The organism is Streptococcus pseudopneumoniae (assembly GCF_001074975.1).
Lineage (GTDB): Bacteria > Bacillota > Bacilli > Lactobacillales > Streptococcaceae > Streptococcus > Streptococcus pseudopneumoniae_D.
In genome coordinates, this window is the sequence record NZ_JUUO01000065.1 from 1 (window position 1) to 25,220 (window position 25,220).

The 25,220-nt window shown below is 41.7% G+C and carries 29 protein-coding genes and 1 pseudogene; 28 read left to right on the forward strand and 2 right to left on the reverse strand.

Annotated features, from left to right (window positions below):
• Positions 1 to 89 precede the first annotated feature (89 nt).
• From ADI86_RS02940 to yidD, 14 genes and pseudogenes are all read left to right on the forward strand, one after another.
• Positions 90 to 1,067 (forward strand): ABC transporter substrate-binding protein, encoded by a 978-nt coding sequence (locus ADI86_RS02940; RefSeq protein WP_049531722.1) that lies wholly within the window; start codon positions 90 to 92, stop codon positions 1,065 to 1,067.
• An 11-nt stretch (positions 1,068 to 1,078) separates the two neighbouring features.
• Positions 1,079 to 1,972, forward strand: coding sequence for an ABC transporter permease (locus ADI86_RS02945; RefSeq protein WP_049531723.1), 894 nt, complete (start codon positions 1,079 to 1,081; stop codon positions 1,970 to 1,972).
• A 12-nt stretch (positions 1,973 to 1,984) separates the two neighbouring features.
• The gene (locus ADI86_RS02950) at positions 1,985 to 2,788 is read left to right on the forward strand and encodes an ABC transporter ATP-binding protein (RefSeq protein ID WP_049531724.1); all 804 of its coding nucleotides are present in this window, start codon (positions 1,985 to 1,987) and stop codon (positions 2,786 to 2,788) included.
• 14 nt (positions 2,789 to 2,802) lie between these two features.
• Positions 2,803 to 2,958: pseudogene (locus tag ADI86_RS11615) on the forward strand (alpha,alpha-phosphotrehalase); the annotation flags it as partial.
• 141 nt (positions 2,959 to 3,099) lie between these two features.
• Positions 3,100 to 3,348: a YneF family protein gene (locus ADI86_RS02955; RefSeq protein ID WP_049531725.1), complete on the forward strand. Its 249-nt coding sequence runs from the start codon at positions 3,100 to 3,102 to the stop codon at positions 3,346 to 3,348.
• Positions 3,349 to 3,548: 200 nt separating this feature from the next.
• Positions 3,549 to 4,343, forward strand: a complete 795-nt coding sequence (gene racE, locus ADI86_RS02960; RefSeq protein ID WP_049531726.1) for a glutamate racemase — start codon at positions 3,549 to 3,551, stop codon at positions 4,341 to 4,343.
• A complete protein-coding gene (locus tag ADI86_RS02965) occupies positions 4,340 to 5,311 on the forward strand; it encodes a nucleoside-triphosphate diphosphatase (protein ID WP_049531727.1) in 972 nt (323 codons plus the stop codon). The genes racE and ADI86_RS02965 overlap by 4 nt, the downstream gene beginning before the upstream one ends.
• A complete protein-coding gene (locus ADI86_RS02970; protein WP_049531728.1) occupies positions 5,287 to 5,808 on the forward strand; it encodes a metallophosphoesterase in 522 nt (173 codons plus the stop codon). The genes ADI86_RS02965 and ADI86_RS02970 overlap by 25 nt, the downstream gene beginning before the upstream one ends.
• Entirely contained in the window at positions 5,805 to 6,266 is a 462-nt protein-coding gene (gene cbpB / locus ADI86_RS02975; protein ID WP_004260968.1) for a cyclic-di-AMP-binding protein CbpB, read from the forward strand. The genes ADI86_RS02970 and cbpB overlap by 4 nt, the downstream gene beginning before the upstream one ends.
• Complete coding sequence (xerD, locus tag ADI86_RS02980) at positions 6,263 to 6,997, forward strand: site-specific tyrosine recombinase XerD (RefSeq protein ID WP_342666719.1); 735 nt, start codon at positions 6,263 to 6,265, stop codon at positions 6,995 to 6,997. Before cbpB ends, xerD begins: the two co-directional genes overlap by 4 nt.
• Positions 6,997 to 7,725, forward strand: coding sequence for a segregation/condensation protein A (locus ADI86_RS02985; RefSeq protein ID WP_049531730.1), 729 nt, complete (start codon positions 6,997 to 6,999; stop codon positions 7,723 to 7,725). The genes xerD and ADI86_RS02985 overlap by 1 nt, the downstream gene beginning before the upstream one ends.
• Positions 7,726 to 7,743: 18 nt before the next feature.
• Positions 7,744 to 8,313 carry an SMC-Scp complex subunit ScpB gene (gene scpB, locus ADI86_RS02990; protein ID WP_049531731.1) on the forward strand — a complete coding sequence of 190 codons (570 nt, stop codon included), beginning with the start codon at positions 7,744 to 7,746 and terminating at the stop codon, positions 8,311 to 8,313.
• Positions 8,300 to 9,022 (forward strand): pseudouridine synthase, encoded by a 723-nt coding sequence (locus ADI86_RS02995; protein ID WP_049531732.1) that lies wholly within the window; start codon positions 8,300 to 8,302, stop codon positions 9,020 to 9,022. Before scpB ends, ADI86_RS02995 begins: the two co-directional genes overlap by 14 nt.
• On the forward strand, positions 9,022 to 9,258 hold the full coding sequence (gene yidD / locus ADI86_RS03000) for a membrane protein insertion efficiency factor YidD (RefSeq protein ID WP_004245573.1): 237 nt from the start codon (positions 9,022 to 9,024) through the stop codon (positions 9,256 to 9,258). The genes ADI86_RS02995 and yidD overlap by 1 nt, the downstream gene beginning before the upstream one ends.
• A 97-nt stretch (positions 9,259 to 9,355) precedes the next feature.
• Here yidD and galE read toward each other — a convergent pair whose 3' ends face one another.
• The gene (gene galE, locus ADI86_RS03005; RefSeq protein ID WP_065428620.1) at positions 9,356 to 10,354 is read right to left on the reverse strand and encodes a UDP-glucose 4-epimerase GalE; all 999 of its coding nucleotides are present in this window, start codon (positions 10,352 to 10,354) and stop codon (positions 9,356 to 9,358) included.
• Between the two features lie 292 nt (positions 10,355 to 10,646).
• On the opposite strand from galE, the gene pepA reads away from it, so the two are divergent.
• Together pepA and ADI86_RS03015 are read left to right on the forward strand one after the other, a co-directional pair.
• Positions 10,647 to 11,711 carry a glutamyl aminopeptidase gene (gene pepA, locus ADI86_RS03010; RefSeq protein ID WP_049531733.1) on the forward strand — a complete coding sequence of 355 codons (1,065 nt, stop codon included), beginning with the start codon at positions 10,647 to 10,649 and terminating at the stop codon, positions 11,709 to 11,711.
• 20 nt (positions 11,712 to 11,731) lie between these two features.
• Complete coding sequence (locus ADI86_RS03015) at positions 11,732 to 12,028, forward strand: enterocin immunity protein (protein ID WP_049531734.1); 297 nt, start codon at positions 11,732 to 11,734, stop codon at positions 12,026 to 12,028.
• 202 nt (positions 12,029 to 12,230) lie between these two features.
• On the opposite strand, the gene ADI86_RS03020 is transcribed toward ADI86_RS03015, so the two are convergent.
• Positions 12,231 to 13,862, reverse strand: coding sequence for a Na/Pi cotransporter family protein (locus ADI86_RS03020; protein ID WP_049531735.1), 1,632 nt, complete (start codon positions 13,860 to 13,862; stop codon positions 12,231 to 12,233).
• A gap of 239 nt (positions 13,863 to 14,101) precedes the next feature.
• On the opposite strand from ADI86_RS03020, the gene ADI86_RS03025 reads away from it, so the two are divergent.
• The 12 genes from ADI86_RS03025 (at position 14,102) to dnaJ (ending at position 24,998) form a co-directional block, all read left to right on the forward strand.
• A complete protein-coding gene (locus ADI86_RS03025; protein WP_001096743.1) occupies positions 14,102 to 15,298 on the forward strand; it encodes a phosphoglycerate kinase in 1,197 nt (398 codons plus the stop codon).
• A gap of 135 nt (positions 15,299 to 15,433) precedes the next feature.
• Positions 15,434 to 15,961 (forward strand): FUSC family protein, encoded by a 528-nt coding sequence (locus ADI86_RS03030; RefSeq protein ID WP_049531736.1) that lies wholly within the window; start codon positions 15,434 to 15,436, stop codon positions 15,959 to 15,961.
• 76 nt (positions 15,962 to 16,037) lie between these two features.
• A complete protein-coding gene (locus tag ADI86_RS03035) occupies positions 16,038 to 16,394 on the forward strand; it encodes a MerR family transcriptional regulator (RefSeq protein ID WP_049531737.1) in 357 nt (118 codons plus the stop codon).
• A 35-nt stretch (positions 16,395 to 16,429) separates the two neighbouring features.
• Positions 16,430 to 17,776, forward strand: coding sequence for a type I glutamate--ammonia ligase (gene glnA / locus ADI86_RS03040; RefSeq protein ID WP_049531738.1), 1,347 nt, complete (start codon positions 16,430 to 16,432; stop codon positions 17,774 to 17,776).
• Positions 17,777 to 17,888: 112 nt separating this feature from the next.
• Positions 17,889 to 18,209: a PadR family transcriptional regulator gene (locus ADI86_RS03045; protein WP_049531739.1), complete on the forward strand. Its 321-nt coding sequence runs from the start codon at positions 17,889 to 17,891 to the stop codon at positions 18,207 to 18,209.
• Positions 18,209 to 18,784: a DUF2812 domain-containing protein gene (locus ADI86_RS03050; RefSeq protein WP_049531745.1), complete on the forward strand. Its 576-nt coding sequence runs from the start codon at positions 18,209 to 18,211 to the stop codon at positions 18,782 to 18,784. The genes ADI86_RS03045 and ADI86_RS03050 overlap by 1 nt, the downstream gene beginning before the upstream one ends.
• 34 nt (positions 18,785 to 18,818) lie before the next feature.
• On the forward strand, positions 18,819 to 19,328 hold the full coding sequence (locus ADI86_RS03055) for a DUF2812 domain-containing protein (RefSeq protein ID WP_049531740.1): 510 nt from the start codon (positions 18,819 to 18,821) through the stop codon (positions 19,326 to 19,328).
• 164 nt (positions 19,329 to 19,492) lie between these two features.
• The gene (hrcA, locus tag ADI86_RS03060; protein WP_049531741.1) at positions 19,493 to 20,527 is read left to right on the forward strand and encodes a heat-inducible transcriptional repressor HrcA; all 1,035 of its coding nucleotides are present in this window, start codon (positions 19,493 to 19,495) and stop codon (positions 20,525 to 20,527) included.
• Between the two features lie 26 nt (positions 20,528 to 20,553).
• The gene (grpE, locus tag ADI86_RS03065) at positions 20,554 to 21,078 is read left to right on the forward strand and encodes a nucleotide exchange factor GrpE (protein ID WP_049531742.1); all 525 of its coding nucleotides are present in this window, start codon (positions 20,554 to 20,556) and stop codon (positions 21,076 to 21,078) included.
• Positions 21,079 to 21,117: 39 nt separating this feature from the next.
• Positions 21,118 to 21,345, forward strand: a complete 228-nt coding sequence (locus ADI86_RS03070; protein WP_049531743.1) for a hypothetical protein — start codon at positions 21,118 to 21,120, stop codon at positions 21,343 to 21,345.
• A gap of 238 nt (positions 21,346 to 21,583) precedes the next feature.
• On the forward strand, positions 21,584 to 23,407 hold the full coding sequence (dnaK, locus tag ADI86_RS03075) for a molecular chaperone DnaK (RefSeq protein ID WP_000034661.1): 1,824 nt from the start codon (positions 21,584 to 21,586) through the stop codon (positions 23,405 to 23,407).
• 454 nt (positions 23,408 to 23,861) lie between these two features.
• The gene (gene dnaJ, locus ADI86_RS03080; protein WP_023943396.1) at positions 23,862 to 24,998 is read left to right on the forward strand and encodes a molecular chaperone DnaJ; all 1,137 of its coding nucleotides are present in this window, start codon (positions 23,862 to 23,864) and stop codon (positions 24,996 to 24,998) included.
• The last annotated feature ends 222 nt before the right edge of the window (positions 24,999 to 25,220 follow it).

Here is a 25,220-nt window from a genome sequence, read left to right on the forward strand (position 1 = left end):
TGCCGTACTCAAGTACAGCCTGCGGCTAGTTTCCTAGTTTGCTCTTTGATTTTCATTGAGTATTATCTTTTCTGAGAAGGAGTTTCATTATGAAAGTTGTTCGAAAATTACTAGCCCCTCTCTTGGTAGTGGGAATCCTCTTGACTTCTCTGATTAGTTTGCATCAGTTGAAGGCAGATAAGAAAAAAGATGTTTTTCGTATCGGTATTTCGCAGTTTATTACCCACCAGTCCTTAGACGCTACTAGAGAAGGATTTGTGGATGAGCTGGCCAAGCAAGGATATATTGAAGGGAAAAATATTGAGATTGATTTGCAAAATGCACAGGGAGAACAAAGAAATCTAAAAACCATTTCCCAGCAACTTGCAGAATCTAGCGATGTCGTTCTAGCCATCGCAACGCCTTCTGCTCAGAGCTTGGCTAATACGACTCAAACGACACCGGTTATCTTTTCGGCTGTAACAGATCCTGTCAGTGCCAAGTTGGTTGAGTCAAGAGAGCATCCTGGGGGCAATGTAACTGGGACAAGTGACCAGTCATCAGATGCCATTTCAACCCAAATCAATTTGATAAAGAAAGTGTTGCCAAAGGCTAAAACAATTGGAATCCTCTATACTCAGAGCGAGCCAAACTCAGTTGTCCAAAAGGATGAAGCTAAGCGACTTCTGGAAGAAAAAGGCTTTACCGTTGTTGAAAAAACAATCTTGGACAGTAACAACGTCAAGGCTGCAGCAGAGAGTTTGATGGCAGAAGTGGATATGGTTTTTGTACCAACGGACAATATCATTTCGTCAACCATGGAAACAGTCAAGCAGGTTTCTATTAAACACAAGGTTCCAGTATTCGGTGGTTCAACAGAAATGATTGCGGTTGGTGGTTTGTATAACTACGGAACCAATTATGAAGAATTGGGACGGCAGACAGCCCGCATGTTGATTCGTGTTTTAAAAGGTGAGAAGCCAGAAAATATAGCAGTTGAGTTGCCTGAAAAACTGGAATTGCATACCAATAAAGAAATGGCAGATGCACTAGGAATTGATATTAGTAAGTTAGAAAGCAAGGAATAGGGAGGTTTAAGATGAGTTTTGTATTATCTAGTTTATCAGAAGGTTTGTTATGGTCGATTATGGCCATTGGAGTCTACTTGACTTTCCGTATTTTGGATATTGCGGATATGACTGCTGAAGGAGCCTTTCCTTTGGGAGCAGCTGTCGTCGTATCACAAATACAGGCAGGGGCCAATCCTTGGATTGCGACCTTACTGGCTTTGCTGGCAGGTATGGTAGCAGGTCTTGTATCAGGAATGCTCCACACCAAGATGAAAATTCCAGCTCTATTGACAGGGATTGTGACCTTGACAGGGCTTTATTCGATCAATATTAAAATCATGGGCAGCGTACCCAATCTTTCCTTGGGAGATTCTGCAACGGTCTTTAAACAGTTGGCGAGCTTGGGTCTGACAAATGAAGAAGCTGTTTTCTCACTTAGTTTAGCCTGTCTCTTACTTGTTTGTTTGGTCTTGACTCTTTTGATGAAAACGGAGATTGGTTTGGTCTTGCGTTCGACTGGGGATAATATTCCGATGAGTGAGGCCAATGGGGTTAATGTAGACACCATGAAGATTGTTGGTTACATGATTTCAAACGGTTTGATTGCCCTATGTGGTTCCTTGTTTGCCCAAAATGATGGATTTTCAGATGTGACTTCTGGGACAGGAACCATCGTTGTTGGTTTGAGCGCAGTAATTATTGCGGAAGTCTTGATACATGATTTAACCATTGGAGGCCGCTTGTTATCTATCGGAATCGGTGCTATTGTTTACCGTTTGATTATTTTAAATATCTATGAAATTCCAAATCTAGATCAAAATCTAGTTCGTCTCTTTAATGCAATCTTGCTCGCCTTGGTTTTATTTGCACCAGAATTGCAAAAGAGATTAAAAATTCGTGGTCTGAAATTGAGAAATGAATAGTAGGAGAAAGTTATGGCAAGTTTATTAACACTTGAAAATATTCACAAGACCTTTGAAGCAGGGACGGTCAATGAGAACCATGTCCTCAAAGGATTAGATTTAGAAGTTGAAGAGGGAGATTTTATCTCTGTGATTGGTGGAAATGGAGCAGGAAAATCCACTTTGATGAATATCTTAGCTGGCAATCTACCGGTGGATGAAGGGGATCTGTTATTGGCAGGTAAATCCATTAAAAATCTGAGCGTAAGAAAGAGAGCCAAGTATATCGCCCGTGTTTTTCAAGATCCTAAGATGGGAACAGCTTCTCGTTTGACGATTGAGGAGAATATGGCTATTGCCTTGAGACGTGGGCAAAAGAGAGGGCTTGGTTGGGGAGTGAAGGAGAAGGATAGAATCAGATTCCAAGAGGCCTTGAAAGAGTTGAATATTGGCCTTGAAAACCGCTTGAAAGTGGATACTCAATACCTCTCAGGAGGACAAAGACAGGCCTTAACCCTAGTCATGGCATCTCTAGTGAAACCCAAACTTTTGCTTTTGGATGAACACACTGCGGCACTTGATCCGAAAACCAGTCAAATGGTGATGGACTTGACGCAAAAGATTGTGGAACACCATCAGTTGACGACTTTGATGATTACCCATGATATGAACCATGCGATTGAGTACGGAAATCGTCTCATTATGCTCTATCAAGGCAAGATAGTGGTGGATGTCAAGGGAGAGGAGAAAAAGCATCTGACGGTTGAATATCTCATACATCTCTTCCAGAAAAATAGTGGCCAAAGTCTAGTTAGTGATGAATTGGTTTTGGGATAAAGAAAAACGCTGAGATAGTCCTCAATAATTTTTATGCCACAGAAGTGGAAATCGATTTACCACTAGCCCACCAAAATGGACAAATTTTGCTTTCAAACTATGAAGATGTAGAAGTGTCTGAAAAAATTCTACTCAAACCCTATCAAACACTGGCTATCTATGTAAATTAAACTCAGTAAGGAGCCCTCTTTTGCAGAAAAGCAGGGTTCTTTTTGCTGTCTATTCCATCCCTGAAAGCGTAAAACAAACTAGTCAGGGTGGTTAGTTTGTGGTATAATGAAAGAGACTCAAAAAGAAACAGGAGAAATATGATGGATTTACTATTAGCAATTGTATTGATTGTGCTAGCTTTTCTAGGAGGAGCTCTTGGAGGAATGTACTTGGTTCGTAAGCAAATCGAAAAAGAATTTGCTGACAGCCCACGTTTGAATGCTGAAGCAGTTCGTACTCTTTTGAGTGCAAATGGTCAAAAGCCAAGCGAAGCTAAGGTTCAGCAAGTTTACCACCAAATCATCCGCCAACAAAAGGCAGCCCTTGCTAACAATAAAAAGAAAAAATAAATAAGGAAAAGTCTGGGATGAAAGTTCCAGACTTCTCACTATGTTGGATAAGGATTTAGTGATGAGACTTTTTCCTTGCATTCTATTGATATTTGATTATGATTAAGAGAGATAGTTATTGATTAGACTGTCATTCAGTTTATAAGGATAAATAATCATAATGAACTATCAATCAGAAAAAAGACTAGAAAGAAGACTGTATGGATAATCGACCAATTGGTTTTTTGGATTCGGGTGTCGGGGGCTTGACCGTTGTGCGCGAGCTCATGCGCCAGCTTCCCCATGAAGAAATCGTCTATATTGGAGATTCGGCACGGGCGCCCTATGGTCCCCGTCCTGCTGAGCAAATTCGTGAATATACTTGGCAGTTGGTCAACTTTCTCTTGACCAAGGATGTCAAGATGATTGTCATTGCTTGTAATACTGCGACTGCGGTCGTCTGGGAAGAAATCAAGGCTCAACTAGACATTCCCGTCCTAGGTGTGATTTTGCCAGGAGCTTCGGCAGCCATCAAGTCCAGTCAAGGTGGGAAAATCGGAGTGATTGGAACGCCTATGACGGTACAATCAGATATCTACCGCCAGAAAATCCATGATCTGGATCCGGACTTACAGGTGGAGAGCTTGGCCTGTCCCAAGTTTGCTCCCTTGGTTGAGTCAGGTGCCCTGTCAACCAGTGTAACCAAGAAAGTGGTCTATGAAACCCTGCGTCCCTTGGTTGGAAAGGTGGATAGCCTGATTTTGGGCTGTACCCATTATCCACTGCTCAGACCTATTATTCAAAATGTCATGGGGCCCAAGGTTCAGCTCATCGATAGTGGAGCAGAGTGCGTACGGGATATCTCAGTCTTACTCAATTATTTTGAAATCAATCGTGGTCGTGATGCCGGACCACTCCATCACCGTTTTTACACAACAGCCAGCAGCCAAAGTTTTGCACAAATTAGTGAAGAATGGCTGGAAAAAGAGATTTATGTGGAGCATGTAGAATTATGACAAATAAAATTTATGAATATAAGGATGACCAGGACTGGTATGTCGGCTCATATAGTATTTTTGGTGGTGTCCGGACATTGACTGATGAAGACTTGGATTTTCCTCTATTTGAGTTTGCCCAAAGATTTCGAGATGAGGAACAAGGTTTTCCTATTTCTGTGATTGTTTTACGCTATGGTTCTCTCTACCGTTTATTGTCTTTTGTGGTAGATATCCTCAACCAAGAAATGGGACGAAATCTGGAAGTCATCCAACGTCAGGGAGCTTTTCTCTTGATTGAAAATGGGCAACTCCTGCATGTAGCATTGCCTAAAGAAGGGGTCAATGTTCATGATTTCTTTGAGACAAGCAAGGTCAGAGAAACCTTATTGATTGCGACTCGAAACGAAGGCAAGACCAAGGAATTCCGAGCTATCTTTGACAAGCTAGGCTACGATGTAGAAAATCTTAATGATTATCCAGATCTACCTGAAGTAGCTGAAACAGGCATGACCTTCGAAGAAAATGCCCGTCTCAAGGCAGAAACCATTTCTCAATTAACGGGCAAGATGGTTCTAGCAGATGATTCTGGACTCAAAGTCGATGTTCTAGGTGGCTTGCCAGGTGTCTGGTCAGCTCGTTTCGCAGGTGTGGGAGCAACTGACCGTGAAAACAATGCCAAACTCTTGCACGAATTGGCCATGGTCTTTGAACTCAAGGAACGCTCGGCTCAATTCCATACAACCCTAGTCGTAGCCAGTCCAAACAAGGAAAGTTTGGTTGTTGAAGCAGACTGGCCTGGCTACATTAACTTTGAACCTAAGGGTGAAAATGGATTTGGTTACGATCCTCTCTTCCTTGTAGGAGAGACAGGCAAGTCCTCAGCTGAATTAACCCTTGAAGAAAAAAATAGTCAATCTCATCGTGCCTTAGCTGTTAAGAAACTTTTGGAGGTATTTCCATCATGGCAAAGCAAACCATCATTGTAATGAGCGATTCTCATGGCGATAGCTTGATTGTGGAAGAAATCCGTGCTCGCTATGTGGGCAAAGTTGATGCCGTTTTTCATAATGGCGATTCTGAACTGCGTCCTGATTCTCCCCTTTGGGAAGGCATCCGTGTTGTTAAAGGGAACATGGACTTCTACGCCGGCTACCCAGAACGTTTGGTGACTGAGCTTGGTTCGACCAAGATTATCCAAACCCATGGTCACTTGTTTGACATCAATTTCAATTTTCAAAAGTTGGACTACTGGGCTCAGGAGGAAGAGGCTGATATCTGCCTCTATGGTCACTTGCATGTGCCAAGCGCTTGGATGGAAGGAAAGACTCTTTTTCTAAATCCAGGTTCTATCAGTCAACCACGTGGGACCATCAGAGAATGTCTCTATGCTCGTGTGGAGATTGATGATAGTTACTTCAAAGTCGACTTTTTGACACGAGCTCATGAGGTGTATCCGGGCTTGTCCAAGGAGTTTAGCCGATGATTGCGAAGGAGTTTGAGACTTTCTTGTTGGGGCAAGAAGAAACTTTTTTGACTCCTGCTGAAAATCTAGCTGTGTTGATTGATACCCACAATGCAGATCACGCGACCCTCTTGCTCAGTCAGATGACCTATACCCGTGTTCCCGTTGTGACAGATGAAAAACAGTTTGTTGGGACGATTGGGCTCAGAGATATTATGGCTTATCAGATGGAGCATGACTTGAGTCAAGAAATCATGGCAGATACGGATATCGTTCATATGACGAGAACGGACGTAGCGGTTGTTTCGCCTGATTTTACCATTACGGAGGTCTTGCACAAGTTGGTAGATGAGTCCTTCTTGCCGGTTGTGGATGCGTCTGGTATTTTCCAAGGGATTATCACGCGCAAGTCTATCCTCAAGGCAGTGAATGCCCTCTTGCATGACTTTAGTAAGGAATATGAGATTCGATGCAAATGAGAGATAGGATTTCAGCCTTTTTAGAAGAAAAGCAGGGCTTGTCTACCAATTCCAAACAGTCCTATAAGTATGATTTGGAGCAATTTTTAGACATTGTAGGAGAGCGGATTTCTGAGACCAGTATCAAGATTTACCAAGCCCAGCTAGCCAATCTAAAGATCAGCGCTCAGAAGCGAAAGACTTCGGCCTGTAACCAATTTCTCTACTTTCTCTATCAAAAAGGAGAAGTGGATAGCTTTTACCGATTGGAATTAGCTAAACAAGCTGAAAAGAAGACCGAAAAGCCAGAACTGTTAGACCTAGACTCTTTTTGGCAGGGAAGCGACGTTCCAGAGGGTCGCTTGCTAGCGCTCTTAATCCTAGAAATGGGGCTCTTGCCGAGTGAGATTTTAGCTCTCAAGGTTGAGGATATCAATATGGATTTTCAGGTGTTGCGAATCAAGAAGGCTTCCCAACAGAGGATTGTCACCATTCCTGCGACCTTGCTGTCAGAATTGAAACCCTTGATGGGCCAGACCTATCTTTTTGAAAGGGCAGGGAAAGCCTATTCTCGTCAGTGGGCCTTCCGTCAGTTAGAAGCTTTTGTCAAGGAGAAAGGTTTTCCAGCACTATCAGCCCAAGCCTTGCGGGAACAGTTTATTCTACGACAAATTGAAAACAAGGTCGATTTGTACGAAATTGCAAAAAAATTAGGATTAAAAACAGTCCTGACCTTAGAAAAATATAGATAATGGATATTAAATTAAAAGATTTTGAAGGGCCCCTGGACTTGCTCTTGCACCTGGTTTCTAAGTACCAGATGGATATCTACGATGTGCCCATTACGGAAGTCATTGAACAGTATCTAGCCTATGTCTCAACCCTGCAGGCCATGCGTCTGGAAGTGACGGGAGAGTATATGGTCATGGCCAGTCAGCTCATGCTGATCAAGAGTCGCAAGCTCTTGCCAAAGGTAGCAGAAGTGACAGATTTGGAAGATGACCTAGAGCAGGATCTTCTCTCCCAAATCGAAGAATACCGTAAGTTCAAGCTCTTGGGGGAGCACTTGGAAGCCAAGCACCAAGAACGGGCCCAGCACTATTCCAAAGCGCCGACAGAGTTGATTTACGAAGATGCGGAGCTTGTGCATGACAAGACGACCATTGACCTCTTTTTGGCTTTTTCAAATATCCTAGCCAAGAAAAAAGAGGAGTTTGCACAGAATCACACGACTATCTTGCGGGATGAGTATAAGATTGAGGACATGATGATTATCGTGAAAGAGTCCTTGATTGGACGAGATCAATTGCGCTTGCAGGATTTGTTTAAGGAAGCCCAGAATCTCCAAGAGGTCATCACCCTCTTTTTGGCAACCCTAGAGTTAATCAAAACCCAGGAGCTGGTCCTCGTGCAAGAGGAGAGTTTCGGAGATATCTATCTCATGGAAAAGAAGGAAGAAAGTCAAGTGGCCCAAAGCTAGACTTGATAGAGAGGAAAGATGAGTACTTTAGCAAAAATAGAAGCGCTCTTGTTTGTAGCGGGTGAAGATGGGATTAGAGTCCGCCAGTTAGCTGAACTCCTCTCTCTACCACCGACAGGCATCCAGCAGAGTTTAGAAAAATTAGCCCAGAAGTATGAAAAGGACCCAGATTCCAGTTTGGCCCTGATTGAGACAGGGGGTGCTTATAGATTGGTGACCAAACCTCAATTTGCAGAGATTTTGAAGGAATACTCTAAGGCACCTATCAACCAGAGTTTATCTCGGGCTGCCCTTGAGACCTTGTCCATCATTGCCTACAAACAGCCCATCACACGGATAGAGATTGATGCCATCCGTGGGGTCAACTCGAGTGGGGCCTTGGCAAAGTTGCAGGCCTTTGACTTGATACGAGAAGACGGGAAAAAAGAAGTGTTGGGTCGCCCCAACATCTATGTGACTACAGATTATTTCCTAGATTACATGGGAATTAACCATTTGGAAGAATTACCAGTGATTGATGAGCTTGAGATTCAAGCCCAAGAAAGCCAATTATTTGGTGAAAGGATAGAAGAAGATGAGAATCAATAAGTATATTGCCCACGCAGGTGTGGCCAGTAGGAGAAAAGCAGAAGAGCTGATCAAGCAAGGTTTGGTGACGGTTAACGGCCAAGTGGTACGTGAACTAGCAACCACTATCAAGTCAGGCGACAAGGTCGAAGTTGAAGGTCAGCCTATCTACAACGAAGAAAAGGTCTATTATCTGCTTAACAAACCACGCGGTGTCATTTCCAGTGTGACAGATGACAAGGGCCGCAAGACGGTTGTCGACCTCTTGCCCAACGTGAAAGAGCGCATCTACCCTGTAGGTCGTTTGGACTGGGATACATCAGGAGTCTTGATTTTGACCAATGATGGGGATTTTACGGATGAGATGATTCACCCCCGTAATGAAATTGACAAGGTTTATGTCGCGCGCGTTAAAGGTGTGGCCAATAAGGACAATCTCCGCCCCTTGACCCGTGGACTTGAGATTGATGGCAAGAAAACCAAGCCGGCTGTCTATGAGATTCTCAAAGTGGACCCAGTTAAAAACCGCTCTGTGGTGCAGTTGACTATCCATGAAGGGCATAACCACCAGGTTAAAAAGATGTTCGAAGCTGTCGGTCTCCAAGTGGACAAGTTGTCACGGACCCGTTTTGGACATCTAGACTTGACAGGACTCCGTCCAGGAGAATCCCGTCGTCTTAATAAAAAAGAAATCAGCCAACTACACACCATGGCTGTAACCAAGAAATAATGAAACGAATTTTAATAGCGCCTGTGCGCTTTTACCAACGGTTTATCTCACCAGCCTTTCCACCCTCTTGTCGCTTTGAGCCGACTTGTTCCAACTACATGATTCAGGCTATTGAAAAGCATGGCTTCAAGGGTGTCTTGATGGGTTTGGCTCGAATTTTACGATGTCATCCTTGGTCTAAAACAGGCAAGGACCCTGTGCCAGACCACTTTACTTTGAAAAGAAATTCAAAGTAAGATTGTATTCTAATGTATAAAACACAGATAGATGATACTTGGTATTTACTAAGTGTCATCTATCTGTGTTTTTATTTATTATTGATATTTCTGTTATTTATTCCAAAATGTTTTTGCCTTCTTTAACACGCCAACGATAATCTGATAAAATAATATCTTCGAGGGAGTAGCTGGCCTGCCAGTCAAGATATTGTTTAGCTTTTGATGCATCTGCTAGAACGCTGGCTGGATCACCTGCACGACGAGCAACAATCTCGTGTGGGATTTTTTGATCCAGTAATTCTTCAGCAGTTTTAAAGATTTCTTTGACAGTATAGCCTTTTTCAGTTCCTAAGTTAAAGATTTGAGAAGAACTGTCTTCTTGAAAGAGGTAGTTCATTCCTTTAACATGAGCCTGTGCAAGGTCCAAGACATGAATGTAATCTCGAATACATGAACCATCACGTGTATCGTAGTCATCTCCAAATATTTTGAGGCTATCATTTTGTCCCAATGCGGTCTTGTTGATATTTGGAATGATGTGAGTTGGATTTTTTACGCGCAGACCGTTTGAAGCATCCATTTCAGCTCCAGCAACATTAAAGTAACGGAAAATAACATATTTCCAATCGTAGCGATTAGCCATCCAGTAAATCATTCGTTCGCCCATCAGTTTTGTCTCTGCATAAGGGTTGACAGGGTCGAGCAGGGTATCTTCAGTGGCTGGCTTGTCAATACAGTTATTACCATAAAGAGAAGCAGTCGAAGAGAACATGATTTTTTGAATACCAACTTCAGATAAGACTTTGAGAACTTGATTCATACCAGCAACATTGGCAGTGAAGTATTTACTTGGATTTTCAATACTTTCGCTCACAACAATCTCACCTGCACAATGGAGAACAGCGTCAATCTTGTTTTCTTCTAAGTAGGTTTTTAAGGCACTAGCATCATAAACGTCCAGTTGTTTAAAGCTAGCACGACTATCTACAGCTGAACGATTTCCTGTAGAGAGATTATCTAGAACATGAACCTGATAGCCAGCATTTAAAAGAGCTTTAACGGTATGGGAGCCAATGTAGCCAGCTCCACCTGTAACAAGAATTGTTTTGGTCATGATTTTTTCCTTTTCCTATTTTTTTATTATTTTAAAGAAATAAGAAGGCGAAGTCAACTATTTTCTGCGAATTCCATAAAAAATGAACAAATATAGCATTAGATTGTTTTTTGTTCGGTAGTTAATGATTTGGTTAATCTTGGAATATTTCTTGAATTTCACCCCACATGTAAGAGAATGCTATCTTTTTCTAAGATAGAGAAAGACGAATATACTAACTTAGAAATCCACCTTCCTACTATCCTTCTCCTATAAAAAGTGGTAAAATGGATGAAAGAAAGAAGGAATTGAAATGACAACATTATTTTCAAAAATCAAAGAAGTAACAGAACTTGCTGCGATCTCAGGTCATGAAGCACCTGTTCGTGCCTATCTTCGTGAAAAGTTGACACCGCATGTGGATGAAGTGGTGACAGATGGCTTGGGTGGTATTTTCGGGATTAAGCATTCGGAAGTTGCAGATGCACCGCGCGTCTTGGTCGCTTCTCACATGGATGAAGTTGGTTTTATGGTCAGCGAAATCAAGCCGGACGGTACCTTCCGTGTCGTAGAGATCGGTGGTTGGAATCCTATGGTGGTTAGCAGCCAACGTTTCAAACTCTTGACTCGTGATGGTCGTGAAATTCCTGTGATTTCAGGCTCTGTTCCTCCACATTTGACTCGTGGTAAGGGTGGACCAACCATGCCTGCTATTTCGGATATTGTCTTTGATGGTGGGTTTGCGGACAAGGCTGAGGCAGAAAGCTTTGGAATCCGTCCTGGTGATACTATCGTACCAGATAGTTCTGCAATCTTGACAGCCAATGAAAAAAATATCATCTCAAAAGCTTGGGACAACCGCTACGGTGTTCTCATGGTTAGCGAACTAGCTGAAGCTCTGTCAGGCCAAAAACTAGGAAATGAACTCTATCTTGGTTCTAACGTCCAAGAAGAAGTTGGTCTTCGTGGTGCTCATACTTCTACAACTAAGTTTGACCCAGAAGTATTCCTCGCAGTTGATTGCTCACCTGCTGGTGATGTTTATGGTGGTCAAGGCAAGATTGGGGACGGAACCTTGATTCGTTTCTACGATCCAGGTCACTTGCTTCTCCCAGGTATGAAGGATTTCCTTTTGACAACGGCTGAAGAAGCTGGAATCAAGTACCAATACTACTGTGGTAAAGGCGGAACAGACGCTGGCGCAGCCCATCTGAAAAATGGTGGTGTCCCTTCAACAACTATCGGTGTCTGCGCTCGTTATATCCACTCTCACCAAACCCTCTACGCTATGGATGACTTCCTAGAAGCTCAAGCTTTCTTGCAAGCCTTGGTGAAAAAATTGGATCGTTCAACGGTTGATTTGATTAAGAATTATTAAACATAAGGGAGGTGGTAGGGATGGTAGAACCAAACCTAGAAAGCCTTATAAAAGATCTTTACAATCATGCTCGACATGATTTGAGTGAAGATTTAGTTGCTGCTCTCCTAGAGACTGCTAAAAAACTGCCTACTACAAATGAGCAATTGCTGGCAGTTCGTCTCTCAGGACTGGTCAATCGTGAATTGCTCCTAAATCCCAAATATCCAGCACCTGAGTTGATCAACTTGGCTCGCTTTATCAAAAGAGAAGAAGCCAAGTACAGAGGAACTGTAGCTTCTGCAATTATGTATGGGGAGCTCTTCAAAATGCTTTGATTCCATTGTGAATCAAAGCATTTTTTTATAGGGTAGAAAAGCAATTCTTGGTTTGGAGAAGAAAAAGCCATCCTGTTCATACTCTTCGAAAATCAAATTCAAACTACGTCAGCTTCGCCTTGCCGTACTCAAGTACAGTCTGCGGCTAGCTTCCTAGTTTGCTCTTTGATTTTCATTGAGTATCAGGCTAGCTTCTTGGTTCTTAAATTTGTTCAGCGATGACCTTTTCAGCTAGGTTCATAGCATGATCAGACACACGAGTATAGTGGGAAATAATGTCGATAAAGTTGACCCCAGCTTGCGTTGAACACTCGCCCTTGTTGAGGCGTTTGATGTGGGTCTTTCTGAGAACACGTTCCATATTGTTGATTTCTTTATGGCGTTCAATCAGACTTTGAGCTTTTTCGATATCATTGTTTTCTACGCTATCAAGGGCATCCTTGATAAAGCCAGTAGTTTTTTGATAAATATCAGCCAATTCCTGCAAAGCAGCTTCAGAGAACTCGACATTTTTACGTTGAAGGTAGTCAGTCAGATTGATTAGGGCTTCTGCGTGATCCCCAATCCGTTCCAAATCACGGGATGAATCAAGGATGTTGGTCAGCACTTCACTTTCTTTCTGGCTAAGGGCTTCACTTGAAAGAGTAATGAGGTATCGAGTCAATTTTTCATCAATGGTATTGATGGCTTCTTCTGTCTTGTGGCCTTTTTCAGCAACCTTTTCATTGAGGTCGATGATGTAGTTATAAGAAAGGTCAAAGGCTTTAGAAGCATAATTTCCTAAGTGAAGGAGTTCTTTCTTCGCATTTCCGAGAGCGATTGATGGAGCTTGTTTAATCAAATGCTCATCAAGATAAAGCGGCTCGTACTTGACAACTTCATCTTCACCAGGGATGAGCTTAGTTACAAAGAAAGCCAAGGCTCCGATGAAGGGAAATTGTACAATAGTGTTACTTACGTTAAAGGCACCGTGAGAGAAGGCAATAGTCATCTCAGGCGAGAGGTGAAGGAGTGATTGGAAGTACTCAATCATTGACGTAAATGGGCCTAATAAAATCAAGCAAAGAATAGTTCCTAATACGTTAAAGGTAACGTGGGTTGCAGCAACGCGTTTCGCAGAGACATTGGCTCCAGCTGCCGCGATGATAACTGTTAAGGTTGTCCCGATATTATCCCCGAAGAGAACTGGTAGAGAACCTTTAAGGTCAAGGAATCCACCTGCATAGAGACCCTGCAAAATCCCGATTGTCGCAGAAGAAGCTTGGATGAGAACGGTAATCACTGCACCGGCAAAAACTCCTAAAATAGGATTTTGTCCCAAGGTTACCATGTATTCCTTGAATTGTGGTAAATCTTTAAGAGGGCTCATACCGGCACTGATGAGGTTGAGGGCGTAGAAGATTCCCCCTACACCAAACAGGATGCGCCCAATATTGTTTGCTGTTCTGTTTTTTGTAAAGAAGAGGAACATGGTTCCAAGGAAAATCAAGGGTAAAGCATACTCGCCAAGCTTGAAACCGATGATAAAGGAAGTAACGGTGGTTCCGATGTTGGCTCCCATGATAATTCCGATAGCCTGTCTAAGAGTTAGAAGGCTAGCGCTGACCAGTCCAACCGTGATAACTGTAACCCCTGTACTTGACTGAATCAGGGCAGTCACGACAATCCCGACTAGAACACCTAAAAAGGGATTGCTGGTGTACTTGTCAATGTAAAAACGAAGGCGATCTCCAGCAGCTTGTTGCAAACCGTCTCCCATGGTCTTGATACTATATAAGAATAGTCCTAGACCACCTAAAAAGTGAAATAAAATTTCCTGCCAATTAATGGACATTTCTTTTTCCTCCGAAAAATAATAACGGAATTTCTCCTATTCTATTTTAAAGGATAAAAGTAAATCTAACAAGTGTTAAGCTAAGATTTTAGAAAGAAAAATCGTCAGAAAAAGTAAAAATAATAAACTTTAACATGACATGAAGATTAAATATCGAAAAATCTTGTGAAATCTTTCCTTATATTTCCAAAGTGTGATATAATAGTTTCGAATAAAATAAATAAAGGGGTTTTTGTAACATGGCAAAACTTACTGTTAAAGACGTTGACTTGAAAGGTAAAAAAGTCCTCGTTCGTGTTGACTTCAACGTACCATTGAAAGATGGCGTAATCACTAACGACAACCGTATCACAGCAGCTCTTCCAACTATTAAGTACATCATCGAACAAGGTGGACGTGCAATTCTTTTCTCTCACCTTGGACGTGTGAAAGAAGAAGCTGATAAAGCTGGTAAATCACTTGCTCCTGTAGCAGCAGACTTGGCAGCTAAATTGGGCCAAGACGTTGTTTTCCCAGGTGTCACTCGTGGTGCTGAATTGGAAGCAGCTATCAACGCTCTTGAAGATGGACAAGTTCTCTTGGTTGAAAACACTCGTTACGAAGATGTTGACGGCAAGAAAGAATCTAAAAACGATCCTGAACTTGGTAAATACTGGGCATCACTTGGAGATGGTATCTTCGTAAACGATGCATTCGGTACAGCTCACCGTGCTCATGCATCTAACGTTGGTATCTCAGCAAACGTTGAAAAAGCAGTTGCTGGTTTCCTTCTTGAAAACGAAATTGCCTACATCCAAGAAGCAGTTGAAACTCCAGAACGTCCATTCGTAGCGATTCTTGGTGGTTCAAAAGTTTCAGACAAGATCGGTGTTATCGAAAACTTGCTTGAAAAAGCTGATAAAGTCCTTATCGGTGGTGGTATGACTTACACATTCTACAAAGCACAAGGTATCGAAATCGGTAACTCACTTGTAGAAGAAGACAAATTGGATGTTGCGAAAGCTCTTCTTGAAAAAGCAAATGGTAAATTGATCTTGCCAGTTGACTCAAAAGAAGCAAACGCATTTGCTGGTTACACTGAAGTGCGTGACACTGAAGGTGAAGCAGTTTCTGAAGGCTTCCTTGGTCTTGATATCGGTCCAAAATCTATCGCTAAATTTGACGAAGCTTTGACTGGTGCCAAAACTGTTGTATGGAACGGACCTATGGGTGTATTTGAAAACCCAGACTTCCAAGCTGGTACAATCGGTGTGATGGACGCTATCGTGAAACAACCAGGCGTTAAATCAATCATCGGTGGTGGTGACTCAGCTGCCGCAGCAATCAACCTTGGTCGTGCAGACAAATTCTCATGGATCTCTACTGGTGGTGGAGCATCAATGGAACTTCTTGAAGGTAAAGTTCTTCCAGGACTTGCAGCCTTGACAGAAAAATAAGATTTCATAAATGAATCAAAGAAGAGAGGGATGAAGGTTCCTCTTTTCTTTTGCTTAAAATAAAAACGCTTCCTCTCAACTATTACTCATAAAAATCACCGATTTATGATAAAATGGAAATAGAAAGTTGAGATTATGAGTTATTTTAAAAAATATAAATTCGATAAATCCCAGTTCAAACTTGGTATGCGAACCTTTAAAACAGGTATTGCTGTTTTTCTAGTTCTCTTAATTTTTGGCTTTTTTGGCTGGAAAGGTCTTCAAATCGGTGCTTTGACAGCTGTTTTTAGTCTGAGAGAGAGTTTTGATAAGAGTGTTCATTTTGGGACTTCGCGTATTCTAGGAAATAGTATCGGTGGCCTCTATGCTCTGGTCTTCTTCTTATTAAATACCTTTTTCCACGAAGCCTTTTGGGTAACTTTAGTAGTTGTTCCAATCTGTACCATGTTAACCATTATGACAAATGTAGCCATGAATAACAAAGCAGGTGTTATTGGTGGTGTAGCGGCTATGTTAATCATTACCCTATCGATTCCGACTGGAGAGACAATTTTGTACGTGTTTGCGCGTATATCAGAAACTTTCATGGGAGTTTTTGTCGCAATTCTCGTAAATTACGATATTGATCGTATTCGGCTCTTTTTAGAGAAAAAAGAAAAATAATGTTACATTTTATAACATTATCAATTGACGTTTGTCTTTTTTTAGACTATAATAGACAGAAAGAAGGAAATTGTAAATGAAGGAAAAAGAATTTCGCCGAAATATGACTGTTTTTCCTATTGGCAGTGTTATGAAGTTGACTGATCTATCGGCTCGCCAGATTCGTTATTATGAAGATCAGGAGTTGATTAAGCCTGATCGAAACGAAGGCAATCGCCGTATGTACTCGCTGAATGATATGGATCGGTTGCTTGAGATTAAAGATTACATTTCAGAAGGTCTCAATATTGCTGCCATCAAGAAAAAATATGCCGAACGTGAGGCGAAAGCTAAGAAACCAGTCAGTCAAACTGAGGTGCGTCGAGCCCTTCGGAATGAAGTTCTTCAACAAAGTCGCTTTGCTTCTCAACAATCACCTTTTGGTCGCGGTTAGGCAACCGCTAGTAGTCAAATATAAGGAGAAAAACCATGCCAATCACAGCTGCAGATATTCGTCGTGAAGTTAAGGAAAAAAATGTAACCTTTATCCGCCTCATGTTTTCAGATATTTTGGGAACCATGAAAAACGTCGAAATTCCTGCTACAGATGAACAACTAGACAAGGTCTTGTCAAACAAGGCTATGTTTGATGGATCTTCTATTGAAGGGTTTGTTCGTATCAACGAATCAGATATGTACCTGTACCCTGACCTGGACACATGGACTGTCTTCCCTTGGGGAGATGAGAACGGTAGTGTCGCAGGATTGATCTGTGATGTCTACACAACAGAAGGAGAGCCATTTGCTGGAGATCCTCGTGGCAATCTTAAACGAGCACTTCGCCACATGGAAGAACTTGGATTCAAGTCTTTCAACCTTGGACCAGAGCCAGAATTCTTCCTATTTAAGCTGGATGAAAATGGAGATCCAACCCTTGAGGTAAATGACAAGGGTGGTTACTTCGACTTGGCGCCTACAGACCTTGCCGATAACACTCGTCGTGAGATTGTGAACGTCTTGACCAAAATGGGATTTGAAGTTGAAGCCAGTCACCATGAAGTTGCCGTAGGCCAACATGAGATTGACTTTAAGTACGATGAAGTTCTTCGTGCTTGTGATAAGATTCAAATCTTTAAACTCGTTGTAAAAACCATTGCTCGTAAACACGGTTTGTATGCAACCTTTATGGCTAAACCAAAATTTGGTATCGCCGGTTCAGGTATGCACTGTAATATGTCTTTGTTTGATGCAGAAGGAAATAATGCCTTCTTTGATCCAAATGATCCAAAAGGAATGCAGTTGTCAGAAACGGCCTATTACTTCCTTGGCGGTTTGATCAAACATGCCTACAACTATACAGCTATCATGAACCCAACGGTTAACTCATACAAACGTTTGGTTCCAGGATACGAAGCCCCTGTTTACATTGCTTGGGCAGGTCGTAACCGTTCACCGCTGGTTCGTGTACCAGCTTCACGTGGAATGGGTACTCGCCTCGAGTTGCGCTCAGTAGATCCAATGGCAAATCCATACATCGCTATGGCGGTTCTTTTGGAAGTTGGTTTAAACGGTATCGAAAACAAAATCGAAGCACCAGCACCAATTGAAGAAAATATCTACATCATGACTGCTGAAGAACGTAAAGAGGCTGGTATTACAGACCTTCCATCCACTCTTCACAACGCTTTGAAAGCTTTGACAGAAGACGAAGTCGTTAAGGCAGCGCTTGGTGAGCATATCTACACTAGCTTCCTTGAAGCTAAACGAATTGAATGGGCTAGCTATGCGACCTTCGTTTCACAATGGGAAATTGATAATTATTTAGACCTTTACTAATATAGAAGAAAGATTGCCTGAGGGCGGTCTTTTTCTTGTTTTTTATATCGAGGTGTGATATATTTTATATAACGAAGTGCGATATATCGAACTGAATAGGAGGTGCTTATAAATGGAATTAACGGATAAGATTCGTCGAGTTTATCTTCCGATGACGGAAACGGGATTTTATATCTTGTTCTGTCTACAAAAGGAACGTCATGGTTATAGCATTACGCAAAAGGTCAAGGAGATGACAGATTCACAGGTTTCCATTAGTCCTGGAACTATGTATGGAACCTTGTCAAAGATGGAAAAGGATGGCTTGATTTCTTTTGTCCGAGAGGAGGAAAAACGGAAAATCTATCAGATCACAGACTTGGGACGCAAAGTCTTAGATATTGAATTGAAACGTATTGAACGACTCTACAGAAATAGTCTGGAGGAAGGATGATGGAAAAGAAGGTTGTTTATAGAATTGCTACCATTGCGGATTATGATAGAGAGGCTTTCTATCTTAGAAAAATGCATGCTGAGGGCTGGAAACTTAAGGAAGTAAGCTACTCTAGCTTAGTAGTTGCGGTTAAGTATACTTTTGAAAAGTGCCAACCGGAGCAGGTGTCTTATCAGTTGGACTTTTATCCCATGAAAAAATCAGAGAGGGCCTCCTATTTACAACTATTTAAAGACTGTGGCTGGGAGCATGTTACAGACTTTAATGGGTTTTCCTATTTTAGAAAACCACATTCTGAAATTGAATCGGATTCAGAGTTTGAAATTTATAATGACGCGGCCGGGAAGTTAGCTATGGTCAAACGTATTTTAACAATGCGGATGCTTCCCATTTTGATTCTCTTTTCAGCTCTACTACCGGTTTTCTCAAAGTTTCTAAGTAGATCTAGTTCTTTCAGTTGGGAATTGTTTTTGATTTTCATAATAGATTGTGTCCTATTGATAGTATTTGCGATTCAGATTTCTTATATTTTTTGGAGATTGTTTCAAAAGTGGAAAGAATTATCTGATAAATAAAAGCATGTTTGTTTTCTAATTTGGAGGTCAGACAATGAATAGTAAAATACAATTTCGAATGTTTACCATTATAGATTTGGATAAGAAAGAAGAATATTTGCATGAGATGCATTTGAAAGGTTGGAAATATAAAGCAAATCGTTTAGGTTTTTTCTATTTTGAAGAGTGTCAACCGGAAGATGTTATCTACTGTATCTATGATTCTAGATTTCTTAAAAAGTATAAGCATGAACTGCAAGATTTTAGAAGTAGAGGTTGGGAATTGATAGAAACAGGTTTTTGTTCAATTCTTCGTAAATCATCTTCTGATTTACTTCCAGAGGATCAAGTCTATATGAGTAAGGGCCTTAGATGGGAAGTTATGAGATTTAGACTTCGTTCATGTACAGCTACTTTCTTAGGTGGCCTTGTTGTTTGCATGAGTTTGTTTAGAGAAGATCTTTCTATGTCTTTCTTCATCATTTTTGCCCTATATGCTCTCATGATTTCTTATCTAATCTATAGTTTTTACAGACTAAAAAGGAAATACCTAGTAGATGAATAGTAAGGTTCTAGGTCTTTAGACTGATTTTTAGCACTCTTGATAAAAGAGTGCTAATTTTTTGAGTTTTTGTCTTGACATTCTCTTTTAAGGGTGTATAATAGAATCATAAGTTAGCACTTGGATGTGTCGAGTGCTAAAAGGATCTATCAGAGAGGAGTGGCGAGATGGTTACGGAACGTCAGCAGAATATTTTAAATCTGATTATTGACATCTTTACCAAAACGCATGAACCTGTTGGATCTAAAGCCTTGCAAGAATCTATCAACTCTAGTAGTGCTACCATTCGAAATGATATGGCAGCTCTAGAAAAGCAAGGTTTGCTTGAGAAGGCCCATACTTCAAGTGGTCGGATGCCTAGTGTTGCTGGTTTTCAGTACTATGTGAAACACTCACTGGATTTTGACCGACTGGCTGAAAATGAGGTTTATGAGATTGTCAAAGCCTTTGATCAGGAATTCTTCAAATTGGAGGATATTCTGCAAGAGGCTGCTAATCTACTGACAGACCTGAGTGGCTGTACGGTAGTAGCACTGGATGTTGAGCCGAGCAGGCAACGTTTGACAGCTTTTGATATCGTTGTTTTGGGGCAACATACAGCCTTGGCAGTATTCACCCTAGACGAGTCCCGAACGGTTACTAGTCAGTTTCTGATTCCAAGGAACTTTTTGCAGGAGGATTTGCTGAAACTGAAGAGCATCATTCAGGAACGTTTCCTCGGTTACACCGTTCTAGATATTCACTACAAGATTAGGACGGAGATTCCGCAGATTATCCAGCGTTACTTTACAACAACGGATAATGTTATCGATCTCTTTGAATACATCTTTAAGAAAATGTTCAACGAAAACATTGTGGTGGCAGGCAAGGTCAATCTCTTGAATTTTGCTAATCTAGCAGCTTATCAGTTCTTTGACCAACCGCAAAAGGTGGCCTTGGAGATTCGTGAGGGGCTGCGTGAGGATCAGATGCAAAATGTCCGTGTTGCAGACAGTCAAGAGTCTTGTCTAGCTGATCTAGCGGTTATTAGTAGCAAGTTTCTTATTCCTTATCGGGGAGTTGGAATTCTAGCGATTATCGGTCCAGTCAATCTGGATTACCAACAGCTAATCAACCAAGTCAATGTGGTCAACCGTGTTTTGACCATGAAGTTGACAGATTTTTACCGCTACCTCAGCAGTAATCATTACGAAGTACATTAAGATTGAAATCATTAAAGGAGGCGAAAATGTCCCAAGATATAAAAAATGAAGAAGTAGAAGAAGTTCAAGAAGAGGAAGTTGTGGAAACGGTAGAAGAAACAAGTCCTGAGAAGTCTGAATTGGACTTGGCAAATGAACGTGCAGATGAGTTCGAAAATAAATACCTTCGCGCTCATGCGGAAATGCAAAATATTCAACGCCGTGCCAATGAAGAGCGTCAAAACTTGCAACGTTATCGTAGCCAAGACTTGGCAAAAGCGATTCTCCCTTCTTTGGACAACCTTGAGCGTGCACTCGCAGTTGAAGGATTGACAGACGACGTGAAGAAGGGCTTGGAAATGGTGCAAGAAAGCTTGATTCACGCTTTGAAAGAAGAAGGAATCGAAGAAATCGCAGCTGACGGCGAATTTGACCATAACTACCATATGGCCATCCAAACTCTCCCAGCAGACGATGAACACCCAGCAGATACCATCGCCCAAGTCTTCCAAAAAGGCTACAAACTCCATGATCGTATCTTAAGACCGGCAATGGTAGTTGTTTATAATTAGTAATGTTATATGTCGAAACAATATAGTAGGAAGATGAGAATGAAAAAGATAGCGTCTACAAATTGGGCTATTGGAATTGTCGTTTTCTTTTTGGTAGTAGGGATATTCTTTGCTTATCCTATTTCGGAAGGAGCACAAGTTTCTTATTTTGGAACGCAGCCAGTAATTTGGTTGCAAAAAGTATTAGAACTTATATTGCAACCGATTTTAATTGGTCAATTGTTATTATTAATTACAGAGGATATGTCAGTAAATAAGAAAGACTGATTTAGTCTTGTCCGAAACGACAATAAACTATGAAGAAAGATAAAATATGTTTGGCTTTGCAATAGTGAGCGAAGCGAACCAAAGACGATACTCTTCGCCGTGGCGCTATTTGCGCAAACTTTGAGACCTTAGGCTCAAAGTTTAGTCAAAGAGATTGACGAAGTCAAGCTCTGACGGCGCCGCCACTTAAGAAGAGTATCAAAAATAAAAAAAGAAGATAAATTTAAGGAGAAAACACATGTCTAAAATTATCGGTATTGACTTAGGTACAACAAACTCAGCAGTTGCAGTTCTTGAAGGAACTGAATCAAAAATCATCGCAAACCCAGAAGGAAACCGCACAACTCCATCTGTAGTATCATTCAAAAACGGCGAAATCATCGTTGGTGACGCTGCAAAACGTCAAGCAGTCACAAACCCTGATACAGTAATCTCTATCAAATCAAAAATGGGAACTTCTGAAAAAGTTTCTGCAAATGGAAAAGAATACACTCCACAAGAAATCTCAGCTATGATCCTTCAATACTTGAAAGGCTACGCTGAAGATTACCTTGGTGAAAAAGTAACCAAAGCTGTTATCACAGTTCCTGCTTACTTTAACGATGCTCAACGTCAAGCAACAAAAGACGCTGGTAAAATCGCTGGTCTTGAAGTAGAACGTATCGTCAACGAACCAACTGCAGCAGCTCTTGCTTACGGTTTGGACAAGACTGACAAAGAAGAAAAAATCTTGGTATTTGACCTTGGTGGTGGTACATTCGACGTTTCTATCCTTGAATTGGGTGACGGTGTCTTCGACGTATTGTCAACTGCAGGGGACAACAAACTTGGTGGTGATGACTTTGACCAAAAAATCATTGACCACTTGGTAGCAGAATTCAAGAAAGAAAACGGTATTGACTTGTCTACTGACAAGATGGCAATGCAACGTTTGAAAGATGCGGCTGAAAAAGCTAAGAAAGACCTTTCTGGTGTAACTTCAACTCAAATCAGCTTGCCATTCATCACTGCAGGTGAAGCTGGACCTCTTCACTTGGAAATGACTTTGACTCGTGCGAAATTTGACGATTTGACTCGTGACCTTGTAGAACGTACAAAAGTTCCAGTTCGCCAAGCCCTTTCAGATGCAGGTTTGAGCTTGTCAGAAATCGATGAAGTTATCCTTGTTGGTGGTTCAACTCGTATCCCAGCAGTTGTAGAAGCTGTTAAAGCTGAAACTGGTAAAGAACCAAACAAATCAGTAAACCCTGACGAAGTAGTTGCTATGGGTGCTGCGATCCAAGGTGGTGTGATTACTGGTGATGTCAAAGATGTTGTCCTTCTTGACGTAACACCATTGTCACTTGGTATCGAAACAATGGGTGGTGTCTTCACAAAACTCATCGACCGTAACACAACTATTCCAACATCTAAATCACAAGTCTTCTCAACAGCAGCGGACAACCAACCAGCCGTTGATATCCATGTTCTTCAAGGTGAACGCCCAATGGCAGCAGATAACAAGACTCTTGGACGTTTCCAATTGACAGATATCCCAGCTGCACCTCGTGGAATTCCTCAAATTGAAGTAACATTTGACATTGACAAGAACGGTATCGTGTCTGTTAAAGCCAAAGACCTTGGAACTCAAAAAGAACAAACAATTGTTATCCAATCGAACTCAGGTTTGACTGACGAAGAAATCGACCGCATGATGAAAGATGCAGAAGCTAACGCTGAAGCAGATAAAAAACGTAAGGAAGAAGTTGACCTTCGTAACGAAGTAGATCAAGCAATCTTTGCTACTGAAAAGACAATCAAGGAAACTGAAGGTAAAGGTTTCGATGCAGAACGTGACGCTGCCCAAGCTGCCCTTGATGACCTTAAGAAAGCTCAAGAAGACAACAACTTGGACGATATGAAAGCAAAACTTGAAGCATTGAACGAAAAAGCTCAAGGACTTGCTGTTAAACTCTACGAACAAGCCGCAGCAGCGCAACAAGCTCAAGCAGGAGCAGAAGGCGCACAAGCAACAGGAAACGCAGGCGATGACGTCGTAGATGGAGAGTTTACGGAAAAATAAGATGTTGAGGCGTTAAGAAAACGAAAGAAAAATAGGAAGCCATCGCCTTGTGCGATGCATAAAAGATGGCTTATCTTTTTTCCGAAGTTTTTAGCCGAAACTCAGTTAAGCCTAACTCGTCAAGAATGACTAATCACTAAACTGATTGTCCTTCTACGGTGCTTTACTTAAATGTTAATGATGATAGGAAGAAATCCAGAGGTTGCAACCCAGCCTCTGTTTTTCGATAAAAAGGGACTGAACCTGATTTATTTGGGTTTTGTCTCATCAATATGAAAGAAAGGAACAACGGTGTTCGTAGTTGAACACGGGTTCCCAAATTTCTTACTTAATATAAAAGAAAGGAATTGAACCCGACCTAAATTCTCGGAAAAAAGATAAATCTGCCTAGGAGCATCGCTCCAGCGTCAGATTTCCTATTTTTCAGTTGAATTTTACGGTCTTGGTATCTTGTATGAACAATACTGAATTTTATGATCGTCTGGGGGTGTCAAAAAACGCTTCGGCAGACGAAATCAAAAAGGCTTATCGTAAGCTTTCGAAAAAATATCACCCAGATATCAACAAGGAGCCTGGTGCTGAGGAAAAGTACAAGGAAGTTCAGGAAGCCTATGAGACTTTGAGTGACGACCAAAAACGGGCTGCCTATGACCAATATGGTGCGGCTGGAGCCAACGGTGGCTTTGGTGGTGCTGGTGGTTTCGGAGGTTTCAACGGGGCAGGTGGCTTCGGTGGTTTTGAGGACATTTTCTCAAGTTTCTTCGGCGGAGGTGGTGCTTCACGCAATCCAAACGCCCCTCGTCAAGGTGATGACCTCCAGTATCGTGTGAACTTGACCTTTGAAGAAGCTATTTTTGGAGCTGAAAAAGAGGTTAAGTACAATCGTGAAGCAAGCTGTCGTACATGTAATGGCTCTGGTGCTAAGCCAGGAACAAGTCCAGTCACTTGTGGACGCTGTCATGGAGCTGGTGTCATTAATGTCGATACGCAGACCCCGCTTGGTATGATGCGTCGCCAAGTAACCTGTGATGTCTGTCATGGTCGCGGAAAAGAAATCAAAGATCCATGTACAACTTGTCATGGAACAGGTCATGAAAAACAAGCCCATAGCGTACATGTGAAAATCCCTGCTGGTGTGGAAACTGGTCAACAAATTCGCCTAGCTGGTCAAGGTGAAGCAGGATTTAACGGTGGACCTTATGGTGACTTGTATGTAGTGGTTTCTGTGGAAGCCAGCGACAAGTTTGAACGTGAAGGAACCACTATCTTCTACAATCTCAACCTCAACTTTGTTCAAGCAGCTCTTGGTGATACAGTAGATATCCCAACTGTTCACGGTGACGTTGAATTGGTTATCCCAGAGGGAACTCAGACTGGTAAGAAATTCCGTCTACGTGGCAAGGGAGCTCCAAGTCTTCGTGGTGGTGCAGTTGGTGACCAATACGTTACCGTTAATGTCGTGACTCCGACAGGTTTGAACGACCGCCAAAAAGCAGCCTTGAAAGAATTCGCAGCTGCAGGTGACTTGAAAGTCAATCCAAAGAAAAAAGGTTTCTTTGACCATATAAAAGATGCCTTTGATGGAGAATAACCAAAAAGAGCCGAGTGGCTCTTTTTGGTTATAGATTTTTAAGACTTTCCTTAAGTAATGACGGACGGTAGCGACCTTCTTCGAAGTTCCATACCTAAACTTTGAGCCTAGGTCTCAAAGTTTCCGAACACCTGAAACCAAGCTGTTTCAGGTGTTTTCATTATGGCTTCAAGCCAGTTTTTCTCGTAGAGAAAAACAAGAAAACCACCAGCTATGCTGGTG

Bases quoted from the DNA above. Each gene is read 5' to 3' on its own strand.
- ADI86_RS02940 (WP_049531722.1), top strand. From the start codon at position 90: ATGAAAGTTGTTCGAAAATTACTAGCCCCTCTCTTGGTAGTGGGAATC.
- ADI86_RS02945 (WP_049531723.1), top strand. From the start codon at position 1,079: ATGAGTTTTGTATTATCTAGTTTATCAGAAGGTTTGTTATGGTCGATT.
- ADI86_RS02950 (WP_049531724.1), top strand. From the start codon at position 1,985: ATGGCAAGTTTATTAACACTTGAAAATATTCACAAGACCTTTGAAGCA.
- ADI86_RS02955 (WP_049531725.1), top strand. From the start codon at position 3,100: ATGGATTTACTATTAGCAATTGTATTGATTGTGCTAGCTTTTCTAGGA.
- racE (WP_049531726.1), top strand. From the start codon at position 3,549: ATGGATAATCGACCAATTGGTTTTTTGGATTCGGGTGTCGGGGGCTTG.
- ADI86_RS02965 (WP_049531727.1), top strand. From the start codon at position 4,340: ATGACAAATAAAATTTATGAATATAAGGATGACCAGGACTGGTATGTC.
- ADI86_RS02970 (WP_049531728.1), top strand. From the start codon at position 5,287: ATGGCAAAGCAAACCATCATTGTAATGAGCGATTCTCATGGCGATAGC.
- cbpB (WP_004260968.1), top strand. From the start codon at position 5,805: ATGATTGCGAAGGAGTTTGAGACTTTCTTGTTGGGGCAAGAAGAAACT.
- xerD (WP_342666719.1), top strand. From the start codon at position 6,263: ATGAGAGATAGGATTTCAGCCTTTTTAGAAGAAAAGCAGGGCTTGTCT.
- ADI86_RS02985 (WP_049531730.1), top strand. From the start codon at position 6,997: ATGGATATTAAATTAAAAGATTTTGAAGGGCCCCTGGACTTGCTCTTG.
- scpB (WP_049531731.1), top strand. From the start codon at position 7,744: ATGAGTACTTTAGCAAAAATAGAAGCGCTCTTGTTTGTAGCGGGTGAA.
- ADI86_RS02995 (WP_049531732.1), top strand. From the start codon at position 8,300: ATGAGAATCAATAAGTATATTGCCCACGCAGGTGTGGCCAGTAGGAGA.
- yidD (WP_004245573.1), top strand. From the start codon at position 9,022: ATGAAACGAATTTTAATAGCGCCTGTGCGCTTTTACCAACGGTTTATC.
- galE (WP_065428620.1), bottom strand. From the start codon at position 10,354: ATGACCAAAACAATTCTTGTTACAGGTGGAGCTGGCTACATTGGCTCC.
- pepA (WP_049531733.1), top strand. From the start codon at position 10,647: ATGACAACATTATTTTCAAAAATCAAAGAAGTAACAGAACTTGCTGCG.
- ADI86_RS03015 (WP_049531734.1), top strand. From the start codon at position 11,732: ATGGTAGAACCAAACCTAGAAAGCCTTATAAAAGATCTTTACAATCAT.
- ADI86_RS03020 (WP_049531735.1), bottom strand. From the start codon at position 13,862: ATGTCCATTAATTGGCAGGAAATTTTATTTCACTTTTTAGGTGGTCTA.
- ADI86_RS03025 (WP_001096743.1), top strand. From the start codon at position 14,102: ATGGCAAAACTTACTGTTAAAGACGTTGACTTGAAAGGTAAAAAAGTC.
- ADI86_RS03030 (WP_049531736.1), top strand. From the start codon at position 15,434: ATGAGTTATTTTAAAAAATATAAATTCGATAAATCCCAGTTCAAACTT.
- ADI86_RS03035 (WP_049531737.1), top strand. From the start codon at position 16,038: ATGAAGGAAAAAGAATTTCGCCGAAATATGACTGTTTTTCCTATTGGC.
- glnA (WP_049531738.1), top strand. From the start codon at position 16,430: ATGCCAATCACAGCTGCAGATATTCGTCGTGAAGTTAAGGAAAAAAAT.
- ADI86_RS03045 (WP_049531739.1), top strand. From the start codon at position 17,889: ATGGAATTAACGGATAAGATTCGTCGAGTTTATCTTCCGATGACGGAA.
- ADI86_RS03050 (WP_049531745.1), top strand. From the start codon at position 18,209: ATGGAAAAGAAGGTTGTTTATAGAATTGCTACCATTGCGGATTATGAT.
- ADI86_RS03055 (WP_049531740.1), top strand. From the start codon at position 18,819: ATGAATAGTAAAATACAATTTCGAATGTTTACCATTATAGATTTGGAT.
- hrcA (WP_049531741.1), top strand. From the start codon at position 19,493: ATGGTTACGGAACGTCAGCAGAATATTTTAAATCTGATTATTGACATC.
- grpE (WP_049531742.1), top strand. From the start codon at position 20,554: ATGTCCCAAGATATAAAAAATGAAGAAGTAGAAGAAGTTCAAGAAGAG.
- ADI86_RS03070 (WP_049531743.1), top strand. From the start codon at position 21,118: ATGAAAAAGATAGCGTCTACAAATTGGGCTATTGGAATTGTCGTTTTC.
- dnaK (WP_000034661.1), top strand. From the start codon at position 21,584: ATGTCTAAAATTATCGGTATTGACTTAGGTACAACAAACTCAGCAGTT.
- dnaJ (WP_023943396.1), top strand. From the start codon at position 23,862: ATGAACAATACTGAATTTTATGATCGTCTGGGGGTGTCAAAAAACGCT.